Source organism: Methylophaga muralis (genome assembly GCF_001720165.1).
Lineage (GTDB): Bacteria > Pseudomonadota > Gammaproteobacteria > Nitrosococcales > Methylophagaceae > Methylophaga > Methylophaga muralis.
On sequence record NZ_MCRI01000003.1, the window covers coordinates 77,844 to 97,371 of the forward strand.

Consider the following 19,528-nt stretch of genomic DNA (forward strand, 5'->3'; position numbering starts at 1 on the left):
CAGAGACAAGCAAACAATAAGACTAAGCTTCGCTAATGTGCGTAGAGTACAACTCCGAAATGGCACAATCGTTTTAGTGTCCTTTTATCAGAATAATGGAGTGTCAACTTGCTTAATCCTGATAGCAAACCAATTAATCGCCTGATTGCTGATTTACCTGTCTTTGAAAGAAAACGGCTATTGGCCCAATGTGAGACGGTGGAATTGGAGTTTAATGACACGCTTACTGAACCGGGTGATCTATTGCAATACGCTTGGTTTCCCAGTCAAAGTTTCATTTCGTTAATCGCGCCGGTCGATGCAAGTTCAAACCTCGAAGTGGGAATGATTGGTAATGAAGGCATGCTGGGAAATACCATTGTATTAGGCATGACCACCGCACCATTACATGCATTGGTTCAGGGGGCTGGTCCGGCTTTACGAATCTCAGTGGCCAATTTGCAGCAGCAGATTAAACAGAGTCCGGTACTGGAGACGGTATTAAAAAAATATTTGTATGTATGCATGGTGCAATTATCACAAACTGCCGCCTGCACGCGATTTCATCTTGTTGAAGCTCGACTGGCACGTTGGTTGTTAATGACTCGTGATCGAGCAAACTCCGATGAGTTTCGCATTACTCAGGAGTTTCTGGCCTATATGCTGGGAGTGCGTCGTGTTGGCATTACACGAGCGGCCACGGCATTACACAAAAAGCAGTTGATCAATTATCACCGCGGCAATATCACCATTCTGGATGGTGAAGGTTTGGAAGCCTCCGCCTGCAGTTGCTATCAAATTGATAAACAGACTTATAAACGGGTTATGCAGATATTTAACAAAAAAGTTGTTTGAACAATGATGAGTACGCTAACGAACAGACTTAGCTGATGTTTGTTTATATCGTGATTATTTCAACGAGAGGTAATAGCCATGACGATAAGTACGATTTTACTAGTAATTCTGATTTTGTTATTGATTGGCGCAATGCCATCATGGCCACATAGCCGAAATTGGGGTTATGGTCCGACCGGTTTAATCGGTGTGTTGGTAATTGTATTGTTGGTTTTATTACTGACTGGTCGAATTTAAATCGCTGTGCACAGGCCCACTTCTTCAAGTGGGCCTAACTATTTTATTCTGAAACAGTTACCTTAACACCTTCAGCTAATCTGGCATTAGGATTAAGAATCACCCGATCTTCGGTGATAAGTCCAGACAATATCTCCACTTCACTATTATCCAGTCGACCTACACGAACGGTTTTGACTTCAACCTGATTATCCGCGTTGACCAGCATCACAGATGGTTTGCCTTGAATGGTTTTCAGCGCATTGACCGGAATACGTACTGCATCAGCTCTTTCCTGAACCTGTATTGCCAGTTCACCACTCAAACCAGCCGGCAGATTCAGCTCGGCATTTTCCAGTAGATATTCCACCCGCATGGTGCCAGTTTCGCGATTTACTTCACGCGAAACACGTGAAATAGGCACATCAATTTGCTGATTTCCCAAATCCGGCAAGGTCAGTTGTGCAGCTTGTTGCTGGTCAATAATAAATAACTGGGTTTGCGGAATATCTACAATTACGCGTAACTGGTCAGTGCGACTGATACGAAATAAAGGCATCGCATCATTACGGGTAATACGATTACCACGCTCGGCCAGACGACGGGTGATAATGCCATCAAACGGTGCCACGATTTCGGTGTAGGCAAACTCATTTTCCAATTGCTCAAGACGTGCTTGATAAGTGGCTAATGTCGCTTTGGCAACCGCTAATTCAGCTTCTTTTTCATCGACTTCAGTCGCATTGACGGCACCCGAATCCCGCAGATTGGTATAACGCTTAGCCACTTTCTCAGTCAGATCCAACATGGCTTTCTGCCGATTGATTTCGGCTTTGGCCTGCAGAATTTCCTGTTCCAACTCAGGAGAAGACAGTTTGGCTAACAAGTCGCCTTGCTTAACTTCATCACCAATATCCACGTGGCGGCTTTCAACATAACCATCTGCCCGGGCAAAAATATCTGATTGTTCAATGGCTTCCACGCGAGAGTTAAATACTAATGGTTGATAGCTGGATATTGATTGTGGTTGTGCTACACGCACTGAGAGAATCTCCGGGGCAGTGGCGGGTTGTTCAATATTCGCTTCGGTTTCGGGCTGAACATAAAACCACAAAGGCACAGCGATGACGGCGGCAACTAAGATTGTCTTGGTTAAGTTTGGCATCGTGAGTTCCTCAAATTGTCGGCAGCTTGATAGGCTGCGGACGTTTAATAAATTGCATGATCATGCTGAAAGTCCATGGCACTAAAAATAGTGAGGCAAAGGTGCCCAGCATCAAACCACCGATAACAGTACGGGCCAATGGCGCGTTTTGTTCACCACCTTCACCTAGTGCCAGAGCCATCGGCAACAAGCCGATAATCATGGTAAGTGCCGTCATCAATACCGGTCTTAAACGTGTTGATGCAGCTTCGCGGGCAGCTTCAAATGCCGATTTACCGGCCACCCATTGATCACGGGCAAATGTGGTGACCAATACGCTATTGGCGGTTGATACACCGATGACCATAATAAAGCCCATTAATGCCGGGACGCTGATGGTTGTTCCAGTGAGCATTAAGCCGATAATCGCCCCGGAAATGGCAATCGGTGCGCCAGATAACGCGACCAAAGGCATGATCCACGAGGCAAAGTTAAACAGCATGATGATGTAGATGAAAAACACCGCCAGTAAAAAGCCGAATAACAAATCACGGTAAGCTTCATCCATGGCGGCGGCTTGTCCCATAATTTCGATATCATTGCCTGGCACGATGTCTTGTTTCAGTTCATTAACGATCTGTTGGGTGGCTTTGTAAACCGAGCCCAAATCTGTGTTTTCGGTGTTAATTAATACGTTGACCGTGGGCCGCAGCATGGTTCGGCCGATACTGCCAGCCACATTACGTGGCGTGATACTGGCAATACTGGCGAGTGGTACGGTGATATCCGGATCACTGGTTTGCACCTGCAGATTCATCAAATCGTCGGTTGTGCGTAATTTATGCAGTGGGGTACGGGTTTGCACTTCATAGGAAAAACCAAACACCGGATCGGACCAGAAACTCGGTGCGACGGTACCAGCTGACCCCAATGCGCCCAGTAAACTGTTGATTGCTCCCTGAGTGGTTACACCGAGCTCAGCTGCCCGTTTACGATCCAGATTCACATAATATTCCGGCAACGCAAACACCTGCTGAAAGCCGATATCCACCGCACCTTCAACATCCTGCATTTTTTCTATCAACGTTTCTGCCTTAGCAATGCTGGCGGGCAGGTTACGGCCGGTAAATCGCACATCCAATGCAGTCGGCGTGCTGCCAGACAACGTTTGGTTAGTGGTATCGGCAGCTTGAGAGAATAAGGTGACTTCTGGGAATTTTTCTTTAAGCATTTGCCGGATAGCAGATTCGTATTGGCTACTCGGCTGATGACCTTTGGCTAATTGAATTTGCAGCTCTCCGTCGTAGCTGCCAATGGTGAAACTATCGATCCAGGCACGGTTAATGGAATCTGGCATACCAATGTTTTCAAACATAAAATCCAATTCGTTTTCAGGAATAATTTGGCGTATTTCCTGTTGGATCTGGGCAAATTTTTCAGCTGTCTGTTCGATACGTGAACCGGTATCTACCCGCATATAAAAGCGCATTAAACCGGCATCAGTTTTCGGAAAGAAATCTCGGCCGATATCCTGTAAGGCAAAACCGGCGGCGGTAACAATGACAATGCCGATTAATGGGGCAACCAGAATATGTTTTTGCAATCGTCCGATGGTGTTTTGCAAATGTTGCTGGCCATTGTGCAGACGATGTTCCCAAGCCAGATGTAAATGCACTAAAGGATTTTTGGATTGTTTGGTCAGTACTTTTTCATTGGCCAGTAATAATCTTGCCAAGGCCGGCACAACCGTTCTTGATAACAAATAGGAAGCAGCCAAACAGGCAATAACCACAATCGCCATCGGCTGAAAGATATAACCCGCCACACCGGTTAATAAAAATATCGGCGAAAACACGATACAAGTTGACAGTGTTGATACTAATTCCGGAAAGGCTACTTCACTGGCGCTGGTGAGCACGGCGCGACTTGGTTCCATGCCGTCAGCCAGATGGCGTTTGATATTTTCAATTTCCACCAATGCGTTATCGACCAATATACCGATGGCTAATGCCAGTCCGCCAAGACTCATTAGATTCAGCGTATTGCCGGTTAGATTTAATACAAATATTGCAGTTAGCAATGATAGAGGAATTGAGGTCAAGACAATCAGCGTGGCGCGTGAAGAACCCAGAAACAATAAAACCATCAGTGCGACCAATGAGCCGACAATAAGGATTTCCATTTCGATATGATGCAACGCCGTGCTGACAAACACCGACTGATCAAAAATAGGTGAAATGGTAATGCCTTCCGGTGCTGCTGCTTGTATCGATGGCAAACGTTCCATCAGTTCATCGATAATGCCAACAGTGGATGCACCGCCCAGTTTAATCAGCGAAACCATAACGGCATTTTGTCCGTTAACACGGGCGATATTGGTTTGTAATGCCGTGCCATCCCTGACATTAGCCACGTCACGCAGTAATATCAGCTCACCATTTCGAGCCCGGATGGGTAAATCTTCAAAATCGGCCACTGCTTGGGGGCTGGCATTAACGGTAATTTGCAGTTCATTTTGCGCTTCACGAATACTTCCTGAAGGCAGGGTCAGGTTCTGTTCATTTATCGCCCGTGTTACATCATTGGCAGTCAATCCCTGAGCAAATAAGGCTTCCGGATCCAAATCCACCATGATCTGCCGGGTGGCACCGCCATAAGGCAGTGTCATCCGAATACCATTGATTGATTGCACCATGCCGCGTAACTGCAACCGGGCAAAATCCGCCAGCTGGCCATCGGTCAATGTGTCAGAAGACATCACCAGCTGAATAATCGGTGTACTGGATTGATTGTATTCGGCCACCAGTGGTGGAGAAGTGCCTTCCGGCATTCGCCGTCGTATGGTTTGTGAAACCCCGGTGACCTGCGCCATCGCATTAGCAATATCGACTTCAGGATGAAAATCGATATGAATAACCGATGTGCCGTTTAAGGTTTGTGAACGGATTTCCTTAAGATTATCAACGTTATTCATAATCGCCACTTCGCTGAAGGTGGTGATTTTGGAAGCCATTTCATTGGTATTAAGACCGTTATAGGTCCACACCACTTTTATCGAAGGTATATTGACGCTGGGCAATACATCGACAGGCAATTTAAGATAACTGATAAATCCCGCTGCAAAAATCAGCAGACTTAAAGCGGCCACAGAATAAGGTCGGGTTAGGGCATATCTCACCAGCCACATAGATAGCTTCTCTTGTTATTAATTTGGAGTGTCTGATTGCAGCGACGTTACCCAATCAGCATTGCTGCGTAGAATGCAGTGGCTAAGTTAAGACAATGTTAACGTTGTCTTAATTCAATTGAATGAAAATAATGTTTTTATCGCGGATACAGACCGATGTATGTACTGATTGTAGAAGATGATGCATTGATGGGGGAAGGCATTCAGACCGGCCTTAATGCATTGGGTATCCAGGCAGAATGGGTGATGAATGCCGGTGGTGCCGAAACCGCAATGTCTACCGCCAGTTTTGATGCGGTCATCCTGGATTTAGGCTTACCCGATGAAGATGGTATGCAGTTACTCAATCGTTGGCGGGAACGTGGCGATAATGTTCCGGTGCTTATTTTGACAGCACGGGATGCTGTTCCCGATAGAGTCAGTGGACTGCAGGCCGGTGCTGATGACTATATGAGTAAGCCATTTGATTTGACTGAACTTGCTGCCCGATTACATTCACTGAGTCGCAGAGCTGCAGGAAGAGCGACGCAGGCCATTCAACATGGCAGTTTGCAATTTGATCCATCCACCTTGCAAGTCACCTTGAATAACAAAACTCTAACCTTATCGCGACGTGAAATCACTGTGTTGGAAACCTTATTGCAACAGCCCGGCAGAGTAGTCACTGCTGCGCAGTTACAAGATAGGCTTTACGGATGGGCAGAAGGCATTGAAAGCAATGCTGTTGCAGTACATATCCATAATTTGCGTCGCAAATTAGGGGATGATTGGATCGAAACTGTTCGTGGTGTGGGCTATCGTTTAGGAGCGGTCAATGAGTCCGGCTAAAGCCAAAGATTATCTGCGTTGGCAATTATTGTGGCGTATCGGTATTGCAGTGTTATTGATGTGGCTGCTGTTGGCACCTTGGTTGCTGATGAGCGTTCAGAAAGAAATGCAGAATACGCTGGATAACCGTCTTGCTGCTTCAGCCAAAATGTTAATGTCGTTAATGTCTCAATATGATTTGGACCCGCTGGTCAAAGGTGTGCAACGCGGTCCATTATTTGATCCTGCCCATAATCCAGATTTACCGCCAACACTGGCATGTAAAGTCGCAAATATAGCGGGCGATATTATCGCCGTGTCACATGACGCGCCACATAATGTATTGACCACCACACAACAGGGCTATCAGAACCGGATGCAGGATGGCGAGGCATGGCGGGTCTTTAATCTTTCTCAAGGCGGCTTAACCATCACCACGGCTGAACGACTCGAAACCCGCGATACTTTGATGCGATCAGTGGTGATTGCTGCCGGAGTGCCATTTTTCTTGAGTCTGGCAGGCACATTGGCAGTAGTCTGGTTTGGCATCTTGCATGGTTTTAAACCGCTACACAGCCTAAGTCAAAATATGGCGAAACGTAATACTGAAGATTTGACATCACTGGTCTGGGAGCAACGTCCGGCCGAAGTAAGGCCGCTGGTCGATGAAATAAACCGTTTATTACAACGTATGCAGCAATCTTTACTCAGGGAACGCCGCTTTACCGGAGATGTAGCGCATGAGTTACGCACGCCATTAGCCGGGATCAAAACCCAATTGCAGGTGGCCAGATTGACTGATGGCGGCAAGGCTATGCATGCCTTGTTACAAGCTGAAAAAGCCACTGACAGATTGCAACGTACATTGGATCAACTGTTATTACTGGCTCGGGTAGAAGGCGATGGACAATTAACCGAATCAACACGTTTACCGATTGCTGAAATCAACAATATGGCGTTGAGTGATGTACAGCACCTTGCCAAACAACAACAGGTGACCTTGCGCTGTAATGATGATGTGGATGAAAAACTTCAGGCCTCAGCGATTTTATTGTCAGCCGCTTTACGTAATTTGCTGGAAAATGCCATTCGTCATGCCCCTGTAAATAGCGTGATTACACTTTCGGCAACGCAGCAGGATGACTTCTTACTGTGGACAGTAGAAGACGAGGGGCCGGGCGTTTCTGAAAAATTACTTTCAGAATTAACCCGACGTTTTGTGCATGGCCATCACAGTGATGGCAGCGGACTTGGTCTTGCCATTGTTGATGCCATTGTCAGACGTTTTAAAGGCGAATTACAGATTAAAAATGGTGCAACAAAAGGTCTAGTAGTCACTATCAGCATTCCGATGCAATAAGCCATAAAGCACAAAAGTCTTATCCATGGGCAATAAAAAAGCGAGGGAAGAACACTACTGCCTTGCTAATTTTGCTGTAGCGTATTTTCTCGTTGCGGATCCCAGATCCGTTGCCAAACCCAAGTCAGACCCTCTCTGGCATTACGTGACATTGGCAATTGGTTGGGTGCTGTTTCAGTGACTTCATCATTACGAATTTCTGCCAATTGAAAACGGAAAAAATAATTGGGCTCCAAGCCCATGCGTAAATCTGTTGCAACAAGCCTGTGGTCTTGTTGTTCAAGTTTGTAATTGTTCTGGGTAAACCACTCAATACGTTCAACATCAGTCGTATCAGGTAATAATGCTTTTAGCTCACTGCCACGATCAAACCTGCTAAATTCAATTTTTGCATCGCCATCAAACACTGAACGAAATGCTTCGAAGTAGTCTGCTTCATCGATCACCACAATGCGCCATAACAATGTATTTAACGGAGCAGGGGTTACTTTAATATGCTGATATTCAATTTGTTGATCAGCTAAGGCCTGATGGGTTTGCTGGGTTATCCAGTATTGCGCACCAATACTCCAGACAAGATAAGCCGAGCTAAATAACAAACTACCGATCATCATCTTATGGCTTAACCGTTTAGCGGCAGCAAACAGAATCGCCACAAATCCAGCAGCAAGTGGCAGGCTGTAGATGGGGTCGATAATGAAAATACTGCCAATCGATACCGGCGGTGGCATAAATGGCCAGAAAAGCTGAGTTCCATAAACCGTCAACGCATCCAGCCCGCTATGGGTGACCCAAACTAGCCAAATTAATAAAAACCATCGTTGAAAATTTAGCCTGGAGTCCAGTTTGCACATCAGCAAGGCTACTATCGGTGCTAACAAACTTTGTACGATCCACGAATGTGTCCAGCTTCGATGTAACGTCATCGTATCGAGATCATTGGCGTGCTGAATAAAGATATCCAGGTCCGGCAGTATGGCAAATCCTGCACCGTATAAAACCGCGGCTTTTGGCGCTTTGCGTCCAGCAACGGCATAGGCGACTGCGCCACCAAGCAATGCCTGGGTAATCGTATCCATGAATTTTTAGCCTCTTTTTAATGAGTGTGTTAAGCAGACACGCAAGCTGTATTTAGGGTTCTTCAGTAGTTTTTTATTACAGAATATAAAAATTCAGGAAGATGTCTTGCATTGATAGGAAATTGTCCTGTAAATTGCAGGAAATATCTCCTGATTACTGGAACTGTGTTATGAAACAGCCGATGCCAAGCCCAACGCCGGGACAGGCCGATTTACAAGCAATTATTCAGGCCTTGAATACAGGGCAAGTCGGCTTTGCTGAATCTGCATCTAAAAAACTACTTAAATCTTACCCGCGTTCATTTCCTGTACTTAATCTGTATGGTAATGCTTTAGCGGCACAGAATAAATTCAAAGATGCCGTGGTTGTTTTTCGCAAGGCAACTGAGATTGAACCTAATGTACCTGAGATTTACTTCAATATGGGTATTCTGCTCACCAACCTGAATCGCGTTGATGAGGCGATAAACAGCTATAAAAAGGTTCTGCGATTAAAACCTGATCTGACAGATGCGTTATACAACTTGGGATACGCTTTGCAATCGCAGAGCCGGTTTGAAGAAGCTGGTGAATATTATCAAAAAGCGATAGCACAACAGCCGAACTTTCTGGAAGCGATTGCCAATCTTGGCGTTTGTTTACAAGAGCAGGGCAGGCTGGATGAGGCAGTCGCGGTATATCAACGTGCTTTAACTATTTCGCAAGATGCCAAACTGTATTTTAATTTGGGAACCGCTCTGAAAAATCAGGGGAAACTGGCTGATGCTATTGCCACCTACAACAAGGCGCTTGAACTGAAACCTGACTATGCCGAAGTGCATAGCAATATTGGTGAAGTATTACGTGATCAAGGGCGTTATGACGAATCGGTTGCCGCTTATAAGCAGGCACTTGAGTTAGATCCATCATTACCGTTAGCCAATTACAGCCTGGCAGTTTATCTCTACGATAGCGGTGATTTACCCCAGGCGCTCAGTTATTTCCAACGATCACAATATGCTGACTGGCAGGAACGTTCTTTATATTGTTTGTATAAAACCGAACAGTTCGATGAATTCAAACAAGGCTTGGATCAACTAAAAAAAGCCCGTCACAGTTCACCATTTTTAGCGACTTTAGCGGGGCATTATGCTGAAAACTTCGGTACGGTGAATGACTACAATTTTTGTAAAAATCCGCTGGATCTGGTCTGCCATGTGCAGATCCCAGAGTTAAAAGGTGACAGTGAATTATTAAAACAATTGCTGGCGGATATAGAGCAAGCCGATATCGAAGAGAAAAGTCAGGGTCGTTTACATAATGGCGTGCAGTCAGCCGGCAATTTGTTTAAACGCTCTGAAGCCAGTTTTCAGCAAATTGCCAAACTGGTAGCACGAGCCATTGATGAGTATCGTGAAAACCTCAAAGGTGAAACTGGTATTTTTGCCAAAGGTTTTCCCAAACAGACGGTGTTTGCCAGCTCCTGGTACGTCAAAATGAAAACCGGTGGACATTTAACCTCGCATATTCATGAAGAAGGCTGGGTGAGTGGTGCGTTATATCTGGCACTGCCCAAGCAGAAAACGCATCCTGATGAAGGCAGTATCGAGCTGAGCACACACGGCGACGATTATCCGAAACAACACGACAATTTCCCCAGCAAAACCATTGCACCGGAAGTTGGGGATATTGTTATGTTTCCATCATCAGTGTTTCACCGCACCATTCCGTTTAATTCGAATGAAGAACGCATCTGCATTGCCTTTGATTTGAAGCCTGCATAGGCCATATTAACGTGTACTTACCTGAAACACGCCTACCAATTGTGAAAGCGTTTGAGCAGTGTTTCGAACCATTGTGGAACGATCCTGCAGGGCACTAACAGCTGATTTTAATTGCTCGGCGGAAACACCAACCTGTCTGGCCGTGTCACCATGAATATGACTGTTATTTGCCAATTGTTTGATGGTTGAAAACATCTGCTCGACCAGAATATGCAGATCGCCATTGTCATTGGAAGCCTGTTCGGTGAGTTTCAGGCTGCGATCAACATTTTCGACACCGGCTTCCATCAAGCGCATTGCTTCTTGTGTTTCTTGTTGCATACCTTCAATCATGCGCTGAATTTCATCGGCTGAATTGGCTGTACGGGATGCCAGATTTCGAACTTCGTCAGCGACTACTGAAAAACCACGACCATGTTCACCGGCACGGGCCGCCTCAATAGCCGCATTTAATGCCAGCATATTGGTTTGATTGGTAATTTCGGTAATAACATTGATGATCTTACCGATTTCGCTGGTGCGATTATTCAAAGATTTAACAGAGTTAGCCGTGTTTTCAACGACATTACGGATCTCTTGTGTGCCTTGGCGAGCGCTTTCAAATTGAATGCGGGCTTCATCAACAACCCGATCCATTTCTAATTTCATCGTTTCAGCTGTTTGATTGGCTTGACCGATATCGTCAATTTGTTCTTTCAGCAGATCCAGCATTCTGGATATGGCATCAGTTACTTCAGAAGACACCTGAAATGCTTCCCGGTTGGTATGCAGCATGGATTTATTGGTTTGATGCACATCCTGGCTGGAATGAATAACTTGGCCGACAATACCATCCAGATTATCAATAAAACTGTTAATCCAGCGTCCCATATCGCCTGTTTCATCGGCGACCATTTTTTCTGTGTTTAGCCGTTGGCGTAGGTTGCCTTCACCTTCAGCAATTTCCTGGATAACTCGAGTCATCTCATTCATACGATCAGCGAGTTTTTTTGTGCTGAAACGACGAATCATTAACGCAATAAGTATCATCATACTAAAGGAGATAACATCAATGGCGGGGAGTGGTAATGCTGTGAAGTAATGCAAAGCGCTGTTTACTGCCACCAGTGCAGACATGCCTAAAAAAATGCTTTTCATTAAACTGATATTGACCGAGCGACGGCGATAGACTTCCTCCAGATCACCTTCACACATCATGCCCCAGCGATCTGGTGAGCCTTTTAATTGAAAAGTAACACCCTTACCAATCACCGGAATATGCCGGTAATCCGAATAACCCGGGTAGGTAACAAACAGGTTTTCACCATTGCGAATGGTTTCGCGTACCCCAGGGTGTAATTGTCCGGTAGCTGGATCTATAAAACGAATTTCAAACTCGGTATGCCGATTTACTTTAACCACACCCCACTGGGTATGAATGCCGGATTTAAGGTTCTCGCCATGAGAAAACGTATTATCTTCAAACCGGGAGCGGGATAAGGCGACGCCTTGTTGAATTTGCGGATCAAACTGCGAATCGACCATGAAAATATAATTATCACCGGACTCGGGATAGACATGACCCGCTTCACGTTGAATCAAATCACCCAAAACATCATTTGGAACACGACCGCATAACACGCCGATAATGTTATTGTCGGTATTCATTAAAGGCTGATAAAACATCAGTGTGACTTCATCATGAAATTTGGAACTTGATGGACCAATTTTCAGTGTTAATGGGTCACGATAAGGGCCATGTAAAAACGCTTGCTTTAAGCCTTGCTCAACAGCATTGGCATTTAAATCATATTTATCGATATGTGCTGGGTATGTTGATTGAACAATACGACCAGTGAGATCAATGATAAACAGCTCAGAAAAATCTTTAGCAGATTCCAGTCGCTGGGCAAGCAGATTGGCGTCAATACTGGTAAGCGGTTCTTTTAGGTGTTCAGCTAACAGATTGAGTTGACTCCATTGTGCATTAACCCATTGTTGTAACAATTTGACGCGAGTTGCTGCAATTCCTTCAAATGTATGCTCAACCGCTGGATAAGTATCACGGTTTAGATAGCAGCTCCATGCCATGCAAGTTTTCCCGTCGAACCCATCCAGGGTAACCAACGCCGTTCGGTATTACTCAAGTTCATGGAAAGGCTTTTTAAAGACATTGTGATGGTACCTGTAGTGATGAAATACGCCAAAGGTAGTAGGCAATATCTACACCAAAATAGGTATGCATTAAAAAACAGAAACTTAGTAATTTGGATAAAAAAATACCGCACCTTAAGAGTGCGGTATATGCTTGTGCGAACCGTTACAGTGCACGTTAATAAGGTATTGTAAATACCTGTTTTATTTGAAATTTATATGTGCTAATTGATACTGAATTACAAGCTTTTAATGGCTGCTAAAACTTCATCAATATGTTGTTTTACTTTGACATTTCGCCATTCATTAATCAGTTTGCCTTCGCTATCAATTAAAAATGTGCTGCGTACGATGCCCATATATTCCCGACCATAATTTTTCTTCATTTGCATTACACCAAATAACTGGCAGACGGTCTCATCGACATCAGAAAGCAAATCAAATGGAAACTGCTGTTTCTCTTTGAAGTTTTCATGGGCACGCAGACTGTCTTTTGAAACACCAAAAATGACCGTGTTGTGCTGATTAAATGTCTCAATATGATCGCGAAAATTCTGGCCTTCCAAAGTACAGCCAGGGGTATTATCTTTGGGGTAAAAATAGATAAGCACGTTTTTGCCACGTAGCTCGGAAAGACGGATGGTTTTATCGCCAGTGGACGGTAATTCAAAATCCGGTACGATTTGCTGCAAAGTTACTGTCGTCATTAAACGTTCTCCATTAGTGATTATTATGTTGCCAGTACCTTACCCAAGGTAGTCCGGTCTTGTCATCTACTGGCTGGCAAAGTACCATGCCAGTTTATTTTCGCGGAGTCTGATGAATATGTTCAGCGGCAGTATGGTAGCTCTGGTAACACCCATGCGGGCGGATGGCTCGTTAGACGGTGAAAGCCTGCGCAAGCTCGTTGATTTTCATATTCAGAATGGTACCAGTGCCATTGTCGCTGTGGGTACCACCGGCGAATCCGCTACCTTGAGTATTGATGAGCACACTGATGTGATTCGTCAGGTCGTAGAACAAGCTGCTGGTCGCATTCCCGTTATCGCGGGAACGGGTGCCAACTCCACTGAAGAAGCGATTGAACTATCGCTTTATGCCAAACAATTAGGCGTTGATGCTGTTCTGCTGGTAACTCCTTATTACAATAGACCGACTCAAGAAGGTCTGTATCTGCATTTCAAAGCCATCGCCGAAGCTGTGGAGATTCCGCAAATCCTGTATAACGTACCCAGCCGCACGGCTTGTGACTTATTACCTGAAACCGTCGCTCGACTGGCTAAAATCGGCAATATTGTCGGTATTAAAGAAGCCACAGGTGATGTGAGAAGAGTAAAGTTAATTCAAGATCTGTGCGACGATAATTTTGAACTTTATACTGGCGAAGATGCCAATACCGTGGATTTTATTTTGGCGGGGGGCAGAGGTGTTATATCGGTAACAGCTAATGTAGCACCTGCATTAATGAGTCAAATGTGTGAGTCCGCGTTAAATGGCGATGCCGATACTGCTCGTGAAATCAACGATAAATTATCTTTGTTACATCAGCGGTTATTTTCTGAATCCAACCCGATTCCCGTTAAATGGGCACTCCATGAAATGGGCTTGATACCGGGTGGGATACGTTTACCAATGACAGTTTTGTCAGAACAATTTCATCAACCGGTTCGTGAGGCGCTGGTCACCGCCGGTGTTTTGAATCCATAAGTGAGTGAATGTAATTAAATGAACACTAATCGTTTTAAGTTGAAAGCCTGTGGTGTACTGGTAGCAGTCAGCGTTACAGGTTGTGGACTGTTGCCATCACTGGATGAGGTTGCTCCAGATAATACTCAGAAATATCGTAAGGCAGAGACTATGCCTCCACTGGATATACCACCTGATCTGAGTACTTCACGCATAAACGACCAAATTGTTGGTAATGTTCAAAGCACCGCAACCTATTCCGAATATGAAGAAGCCGGAACCAATCCTTTAGCTGCTCGCTATAACGTAACCCCAGAATCTAAACCCGCTTTATCCGGTGAAGGCGTTAATCGTCATTTAGTGGTCCCAGGCGATCGTGATGAAACATGGCAGCGTATTGAAGCGTTCTGGGCCGATATCAACATGGACATTCACCGTAAAGATCAGCGTATCGGTTTAATGGATACACGGCCTGATGTTGATGGTTATGCTTATCGTATTCGTATGGAACGTGGTGATGTAAATCGTTCTGCCCGTGTATTTATCACCGGCATTGATGAAACCAACCGCAGCAACCAAAAAGACGAAGCCATGCTGCGTCAGTTGGCAGAATACCTTGGTGGTTTATATCAACAGGATAAAGCGCGTGCAGTTGCAGCCATGCCAACGTCAGCCGCTCAGCAAACTGATGCGCGTGTAATTCTGATTGATGAAGCAGAAGGCCAACAAGCTCTGGTTGTTGAACAAGAATTTACCACTGTGTGGGATCGCGTTGGCCGGGTATTGGATAGCCGTGGCTTTGCGGTTGAAGACCGTGACCGTTCACGTGGTACCTACTACGTACGTTATCTGGATCCATTCAATGAAGCTCAAAGAGAAGAACGCGGTTTCTTTGGTCGGATGGCTTTCTGGAAAGGTGATGATGAGGTTGCTCCGGAAGAGTATTACTACATCAAACTGGTTTCAGATGCATCAAATACACGTATTACCGTATTAGACGCTGAACAGGTTCGTACCGGTTCAGATACTGCCAAACGTTTACTTGGCTTGATTCAGGAACAATTGACTCAATAATGCGCTTTGCATCACTTGGCAGCGGTAGCCGGGGCAATGCAACACTGATTTCGCAGGGAAAAACCACAATCCTGGTGGATTGTGGTTTTTCTGCTCGTGAAACTGAAAAACGTTTACGACGTTTCGGGCTGACCAGTTCGGATCTCTCTGCCATCCTGGTGACGCATGAACATGCCGATCATATCGGTGGGGTTCGAGTACTTTCACAAAAATTCAATATTCCGGTCTATGCCACTCCTGGCACAGCAGCGTGTTTACCCACTGAGGTTATGCCGCATATCCATGAATTCAGTTGTCATGAAACCTTTGTGGTCAATGATATTGAAGTGTCACCGTTTCCAGTACCGCATGATGCACGCGAGCCCAGTCAATTTGTGTTTCATAACGGTGATTTTCGTTTAGGCATACTCACTGATGTCGGCTTTATTACTCCGCTAATTGAGTCAGCATTAACGCTGTGTGATGGTCTAATGCTAGAAGCTAATCATGATATGGCGATGCTCGATCAGGGCGAATATCCCGAATATTTGAAACAGCGGGTCGGTGGTCGTTTCGGTCATTTAAATAACGTGCAATCTGCCGAATTACTTGCGAAAATTGACACCTCGCGATTGCAGCACATCGTTGCCATGCATATCAGCGAAAAGAATAACTCCCCGGCATTAGTGAAGCCTTTGTTTGCTGATGCCCTGAATTGCACACCAGACTGGATTGGCATTGCTGAACAAGATGCCGGATTTGACTGGCGTGAACTTAAAAAAGCCTAAGAGAAAACACCATGCAAAAATTACAGCAACTTTATGCCGGTAAAGCCAAAAGCGTCTTTGCAACTGACGATCAGGATTATGTTGTACTCAGTTTTCGTGATGACACATCTGCGTTTGATGGTGAGCGCATCGAACAGTTAAGCCGTAAGGGTGAGGTTAATAATAAGTTCAACGCCTTTATCATGGAGCAGCTGGGTAAGGCGGGCATTCCAACACATTTTGAAAAACTGCTGAATGCCAATGAAGCGTTAGTCAAAAACATGAAAATGATTCCGGTTGAGTGCGTGGTACGTAACGTCGCTTCCGGCAGTCTTGTACGTCGTCTCGGTGTAGAAGATGGCATGGAACTCAATCCACCGGTATTCGAGTTTTTCCTGAAAAACGATGCCTTGCATGATCCGATGGTCAATGAATTCCATATCGCCACCTTTGGCTGGGCCACTGATGAACAAGTGCAACGGATGAAAGCGCTGACTTTTGAAGTGAATCAGGTGCTGAAAAAACTGTTCGCTGATGCAGGAATGATTCTGGTCGATTACAAACTGGAATTTGGTGTGTTTAAAGGTGAAATTTATCTCGGTGATGAGTTCAGCCCGGATGGCTGCCGTTTATGGGATGCCGAAACCCGTAAGAAACTCGATAAAGATCGCTTCCGTCAGGGGCTGGGCGGTGTTATCGAAGCCTACGAAGAAGTTGCTCAGCGGATTGGAGTGCCTCTCTAGTCATTTCTGCGGTTTGGTATAAATAATTACCCTCACAGACACAGAGAGTGTAGAGGTTTAAAAAGAATCTATCCGCAGGTTACGCAGATCTTCGCACATTTTTAGAGAAACATTTTTAAGCAAAGGTTTTTAACAAAATACCAAGCCTCGGATTAAGCAGTTATTTTGCGTAGGTTGGCGCTGAGCTTGCGAAGCCCAACACTGAATTATGTTGGGTTACGCTGCGCTAACCAGACCTACTTTATTTTTAATCTCTGTGCTCTCTGTGTCTCTGAGGTTAGTTTCTTTTAATCTGCGTCCATCTGCGTAATCTGCGTATAAATCCAATGACCATGAAATAGTCGTCGTTTATATTAACTCCGCCTTGCCACTGCATCAGCCAGTCGACATAATCCGGTCAGTTAATTACTAAGACAGGGAAGATTATGTCTCGCTATCTATCGAAATACCCATTATTGCCACAGCATCGTATTGAATGGTTTTTGGCAATACTTTTCTTGATATCTCCCTTTTATTTAGTACCTAGTCTTGGCGGTACCGGTTTTGATCTGCCATTTAATATCACTGTCTGGGTTGCCGCCACCCTCGTTATTGCTTATTCAGTCTGGTATTTCTGTGGGCAGGATACGTTGATTCTTCCGGCAAATTACAAAGGATTACTGGCGTTACCTGTTGGTATTCTTTTAGCTGCAGCATTAGCAGGCGTAGAAGATCCAATCACTTGGCTGTTCCGTATTACTTACGTAATGGCAGGTGTGATTTTTCTGTTTGGTTTATTTCAGTTTCGGCTCAAAAATACCGACAGAATTTTACTACTGATTGCTATTGCGACCTTGCTGCATAGCGTCGTTGGTATTCTTCAATTGTTCCAATTACCTGTTTTATCAAGCTGGATAACCAGAACTGATAATGCAATAGCCACTGGGGTATTTCAGCAGGTTAATGTTATGGCCAGTTTTCTGACTACCGGCATATTGATTTCGGTTTATCTGTGCTTGAGACCCATAAGTTATAAGCGACTATATTTAAGAGCATTTTTGTTGGTTACTATCAGTGTTGCAACTTACGTGATGGTGGCGACAGGCTCAAGAGTAGGGCTGCTATCAGCAATATTGGGTTTGCTAATGTTATTGATAGCTTATCGAAATCAAGTTATCAAGAATTTGAAAACGATTATTGCTGCTTTCGTGTTAATTATAGTGGCTAGTTTGTTGGCAAAAGAAGGATTGCATCAGACGGTAGATAAAACCTATAAAGTGGTGGAAGCACAGTATTCCGATCAACGTGCAAGTATTTATCGAATCTCACTCGATGCTTTTACACAAGCTCCTATAAAAGGCCACGGCATTGGTACATTTCTTGGCCAGTTTGGTTTAGCTTCTTCTAAGTTTTATCACCAACATCCTAATGCCAAAATGCCTAGTTACCTTACTCATCCCCATAATGAGCTTTTACAATGGGCCATTGAAGGGGGATTGCTTGCTGTGCTGGGTATTCTGACAGCCATGTTTAGTGTGTTGTGGTTTGCGTTCAGCTATAAGCAGCAACGCCTCATAGTTTATTTGGCTATGTTATTGCCAATCACTCTTCATACTCAGGTGGAGCTGCCATTTTATCTTTCGTCTTTACACTGGTTTATCTGGCTAACTTTACTGTTTGTTTTACTCAATAATTATGCAGTTATTAAGCATAATTCACTGAGTTCGACAGCAAACAAAACCCTTCGTGGGTTAACTTTATTGTTGTTAACTATTTCGTTGGTTTTTTTATTGCAAACATCAAGAGCGCAACAACAGTTATATCAATATATAAGTCAGTCTCAGCAAACACCGCAACTCGACATAACATTAAGTAATCCTTACTACAAGACGTATGCACAGCAAATTGTTATGCGCTCGCATTTGCATGCTGCCATTGCCGCAGAAGATTCAGAAAAGATTATTCAGATTACATCATGGTTCGAAACTGAGCTCGGTAAAAAGCCTGAATTAAAATTATTTGAGGATGTTATCAATGGCTATATCGCGTTAGGCTTGGATCAGCAGCGCTGTGAGGCTATTAATACGAGTCTACAGTATTATCCAGGAAATAAAGTTTTACAGAATCTTCAAGATGAATGTTTAACAATAAACTGACAAAAATTGTCACAAGTTGACGTGGGTTGCTGCCAAATCGATGTTTTAAAAGAACTGGGTTTATTTAACTATTTGTTTTTAAATGTAAAAATAAATTGGCATGGACGATGCTCTAGTATTTATGAGCACATAGCTTGTCGTCTAATTACGGAGATTGAATGATGAAAAAAACACAACAGGGTTTTACCTTAATCGAATTAATGATCGTTATCGCGATCATCGGTATTCTGGCGGCAATTGCTTTGCCTGCTTATCAACAGTACACTCAAAAAGCCAAATTTTCTGAAGTCGTATTGGCAACTTCAGGCGTTAAATCGGCTGTAGAAGTCTGTGCACAGGTCACTGGTTCGATGGCAAGTTGTGACCCAACATCTGCAGGTGATGTTAATAGAGCTATTAATGGTGCTGCGGGTGGCCCTAACGTAGCAAGTGTTGCATTTGATGCTTCTACAGGAACTATAACAGCCGTTCCAAATATAACTGGTGTAGATGCGACTTCTACCTACGAGATCACCGGAACATTGTCTACCAACGGCGCAGTAACATGGAGTACTGGCGGCGGTTGTCTTGCCGAAGGTCTATGCTAGTACTTAACAGTTAAGTTGACTAAAAGTGAAAGCC

16 protein-coding genes are annotated in these 19,528 nt (G+C 44.5%); 11 read left to right on the top strand and 5 right to left on the bottom strand.

Translation table 11 applies throughout. The features are described from left to right. The first annotated feature begins 108 nt into the window (after positions 1-108). A complete protein-coding gene (locus tag A9E74_RS02875; protein ID WP_069295143.1) occupies positions 109-834 on the top strand; it encodes a Crp/Fnr family transcriptional regulator in 726 nt (241 codons plus the stop codon). Positions 835-912: 78 nt separating this feature from the next. Next, positions 913-1,071 carry a DUF3309 family protein gene (locus A9E74_RS02880; RefSeq protein ID WP_069295144.1) on the top strand — a complete coding sequence of 53 codons (159 nt, stop codon included), beginning with the start codon at positions 913-915 and terminating at the stop codon, positions 1,069-1,071. Between the two features lie 43 nt (positions 1,072-1,114). On the opposite strand, the gene A9E74_RS02885 is transcribed toward A9E74_RS02880, so the two are convergent. Beyond that, on the bottom strand, positions 1,115-2,215 hold the full coding sequence (locus A9E74_RS02885; RefSeq protein ID WP_069295145.1) for an efflux RND transporter periplasmic adaptor subunit: 1,101 nt from the start codon (positions 2,213-2,215) through the stop codon (positions 1,115-1,117). 10 nt (positions 2,216-2,225) lie between these two features. Next, positions 2,226-5,381 (bottom strand): efflux RND transporter permease subunit, encoded by a 3,156-nt coding sequence (locus tag A9E74_RS02890; RefSeq protein ID WP_069295146.1) that lies wholly within the window; start codon positions 5,379-5,381, stop codon positions 2,226-2,228. 156 nt (positions 5,382-5,537) lie between these two features. Between A9E74_RS02890 and A9E74_RS02895 the strand changes: the two genes are divergently transcribed. Then, entirely contained in the window at positions 5,538-6,209 is a 672-nt protein-coding gene (locus A9E74_RS02895; RefSeq protein ID WP_069295147.1) for a response regulator, read from the top strand. After that, positions 6,196-7,548 carry an ATP-binding protein gene (locus tag A9E74_RS02900; protein WP_069295148.1) on the top strand — a complete coding sequence of 451 codons (1,353 nt, stop codon included), beginning with the start codon at positions 6,196-6,198 and terminating at the stop codon, positions 7,546-7,548. Before A9E74_RS02895 ends, A9E74_RS02900 begins: the two co-directional genes overlap by 14 nt. 65 nt (positions 7,549-7,613) lie before the next feature. On the opposite strand, the gene A9E74_RS02905 is transcribed toward A9E74_RS02900, so the two are convergent. Beyond that, complete coding sequence (locus A9E74_RS02905; RefSeq protein WP_069295149.1) at positions 7,614-8,627, bottom strand: metal-dependent hydrolase; 1,014 nt, start codon at positions 8,625-8,627, stop codon at positions 7,614-7,616. A 170-nt stretch (positions 8,628-8,797) separates the two neighbouring features. On the opposite strand from A9E74_RS02905, the gene A9E74_RS02910 reads away from it, so the two are divergent. Continuing rightward, complete coding sequence (locus A9E74_RS02910; RefSeq protein ID WP_069295150.1) at positions 8,798-10,390, top strand: tetratricopeptide repeat protein; 1,593 nt, start codon at positions 8,798-8,800, stop codon at positions 10,388-10,390. Between the two features lie 6 nt (positions 10,391-10,396). Here the strand turns inward: A9E74_RS02910 and A9E74_RS02915 are convergent, their stop codons facing one another. Together A9E74_RS02915 and bcp are read right to left on the bottom strand one after the other, a co-directional pair. After that, on the bottom strand, positions 10,397-12,460 hold the full coding sequence (locus A9E74_RS02915) for a methyl-accepting chemotaxis protein (RefSeq protein ID WP_176718899.1): 2,064 nt from the start codon (positions 12,458-12,460) through the stop codon (positions 10,397-10,399). A gap of 302 nt (positions 12,461-12,762) precedes the next feature. Then, positions 12,763-13,230 (bottom strand): thioredoxin-dependent thiol peroxidase, encoded by a 468-nt coding sequence (bcp, locus tag A9E74_RS02920; RefSeq protein ID WP_069295151.1) that lies wholly within the window; start codon positions 13,228-13,230, stop codon positions 12,763-12,765. Positions 13,231-13,348: 118 nt separating this feature from the next. Here bcp and dapA point away from each other — a divergent pair, with 118 nt between their 5' ends. From dapA to A9E74_RS02950, 6 genes are all read left to right on the top strand, one after another. Beyond that, positions 13,349-14,230, top strand: a complete 882-nt coding sequence (dapA, locus tag A9E74_RS02925) for a 4-hydroxy-tetrahydrodipicolinate synthase (RefSeq protein WP_069295202.1) — start codon at positions 13,349-13,351, stop codon at positions 14,228-14,230. An 18-nt stretch (positions 14,231-14,248) separates the two neighbouring features. Beyond that, on the top strand, positions 14,249-15,283 hold the full coding sequence (bamC, locus tag A9E74_RS02930) for an outer membrane protein assembly factor BamC (RefSeq protein ID WP_069295152.1): 1,035 nt from the start codon (positions 14,249-14,251) through the stop codon (positions 15,281-15,283). Beyond that, on the top strand, positions 15,283-16,050 hold the full coding sequence (locus tag A9E74_RS02935; RefSeq protein WP_069295153.1) for an MBL fold metallo-hydrolase: 768 nt from the start codon (positions 15,283-15,285) through the stop codon (positions 16,048-16,050). The genes bamC and A9E74_RS02935 overlap by 1 nt, the downstream gene beginning before the upstream one ends. A gap of 11 nt (positions 16,051-16,061) precedes the next feature. After that, positions 16,062-16,772 (top strand): phosphoribosylaminoimidazolesuccinocarboxamide synthase, encoded by a 711-nt coding sequence (purC, locus tag A9E74_RS02940; protein ID WP_069295154.1) that lies wholly within the window; start codon positions 16,062-16,064, stop codon positions 16,770-16,772. Positions 16,773-17,401: 629 nt separating this feature from the next. After that, positions 17,402-18,907, top strand: a complete 1,506-nt coding sequence (locus tag A9E74_RS02945) for an O-antigen ligase family protein (RefSeq protein ID WP_176718900.1) — start codon at positions 17,402-17,404, stop codon at positions 18,905-18,907. A gap of 158 nt (positions 18,908-19,065) precedes the next feature. Next, entirely contained in the window at positions 19,066-19,494 is a 429-nt protein-coding gene (locus tag A9E74_RS02950) for a pilin (protein WP_281198086.1), read from the top strand. The last annotated feature ends 34 nt before the right edge of the window (positions 19,495-19,528 follow it).

Excerpts from the sequence above, each read along its gene's own strand:
- A9E74_RS02880 (WP_069295144.1), top strand. The coding sequence starts at position 913 with ATGACGATAAGTACGATTTTACTAGTAATTCTGATTTTGTTATTGATT.
- A9E74_RS02885 (WP_069295145.1), bottom strand. The coding sequence starts at position 2,215 with ATGCCAAACTTAACCAAGACAATCTTAGTTGCCGCCGTCATCGCTGTG.
- A9E74_RS02890 (WP_069295146.1), bottom strand. The coding sequence starts at position 5,381 with ATGTGGCTGGTGAGATATGCCCTAACCCGACCTTATTCTGTGGCCGCT.
- A9E74_RS02895 (WP_069295147.1), top strand. The coding sequence starts at position 5,538 with ATGTATGTACTGATTGTAGAAGATGATGCATTGATGGGGGAAGGCATT.
- A9E74_RS02900 (WP_069295148.1), top strand. The coding sequence starts at position 6,196 with ATGAGTCCGGCTAAAGCCAAAGATTATCTGCGTTGGCAATTATTGTGG.
- A9E74_RS02905 (WP_069295149.1), bottom strand. The coding sequence starts at position 8,627 with ATGGATACGATTACCCAGGCATTGCTTGGTGGCGCAGTCGCCTATGCC.
- A9E74_RS02910 (WP_069295150.1), top strand. The coding sequence starts at position 8,798 with ATGAAACAGCCGATGCCAAGCCCAACGCCGGGACAGGCCGATTTACAA.
- A9E74_RS02915 (WP_176718899.1), bottom strand. The coding sequence starts at position 12,460 with ATGGCATGGAGCTGCTATCTAAACCGTGATACTTATCCAGCGGTTGAG.
- bcp (WP_069295151.1), bottom strand. The coding sequence starts at position 13,230 with ATGACGACAGTAACTTTGCAGCAAATCGTACCGGATTTTGAATTACCG.
- dapA (WP_069295202.1), top strand. The coding sequence starts at position 13,349 with ATGTTCAGCGGCAGTATGGTAGCTCTGGTAACACCCATGCGGGCGGAT.
- bamC (WP_069295152.1), top strand. The coding sequence starts at position 14,249 with ATGAACACTAATCGTTTTAAGTTGAAAGCCTGTGGTGTACTGGTAGCA.
- A9E74_RS02935 (WP_069295153.1), top strand. The coding sequence starts at position 15,283 with ATGCGCTTTGCATCACTTGGCAGCGGTAGCCGGGGCAATGCAACACTG.
- purC (WP_069295154.1), top strand. The coding sequence starts at position 16,062 with ATGCAAAAATTACAGCAACTTTATGCCGGTAAAGCCAAAAGCGTCTTT.
- A9E74_RS02950 (WP_281198086.1), top strand. The coding sequence starts at position 19,066 with ATGATGAAAAAAACACAACAGGGTTTTACCTTAATCGAATTAATGATC.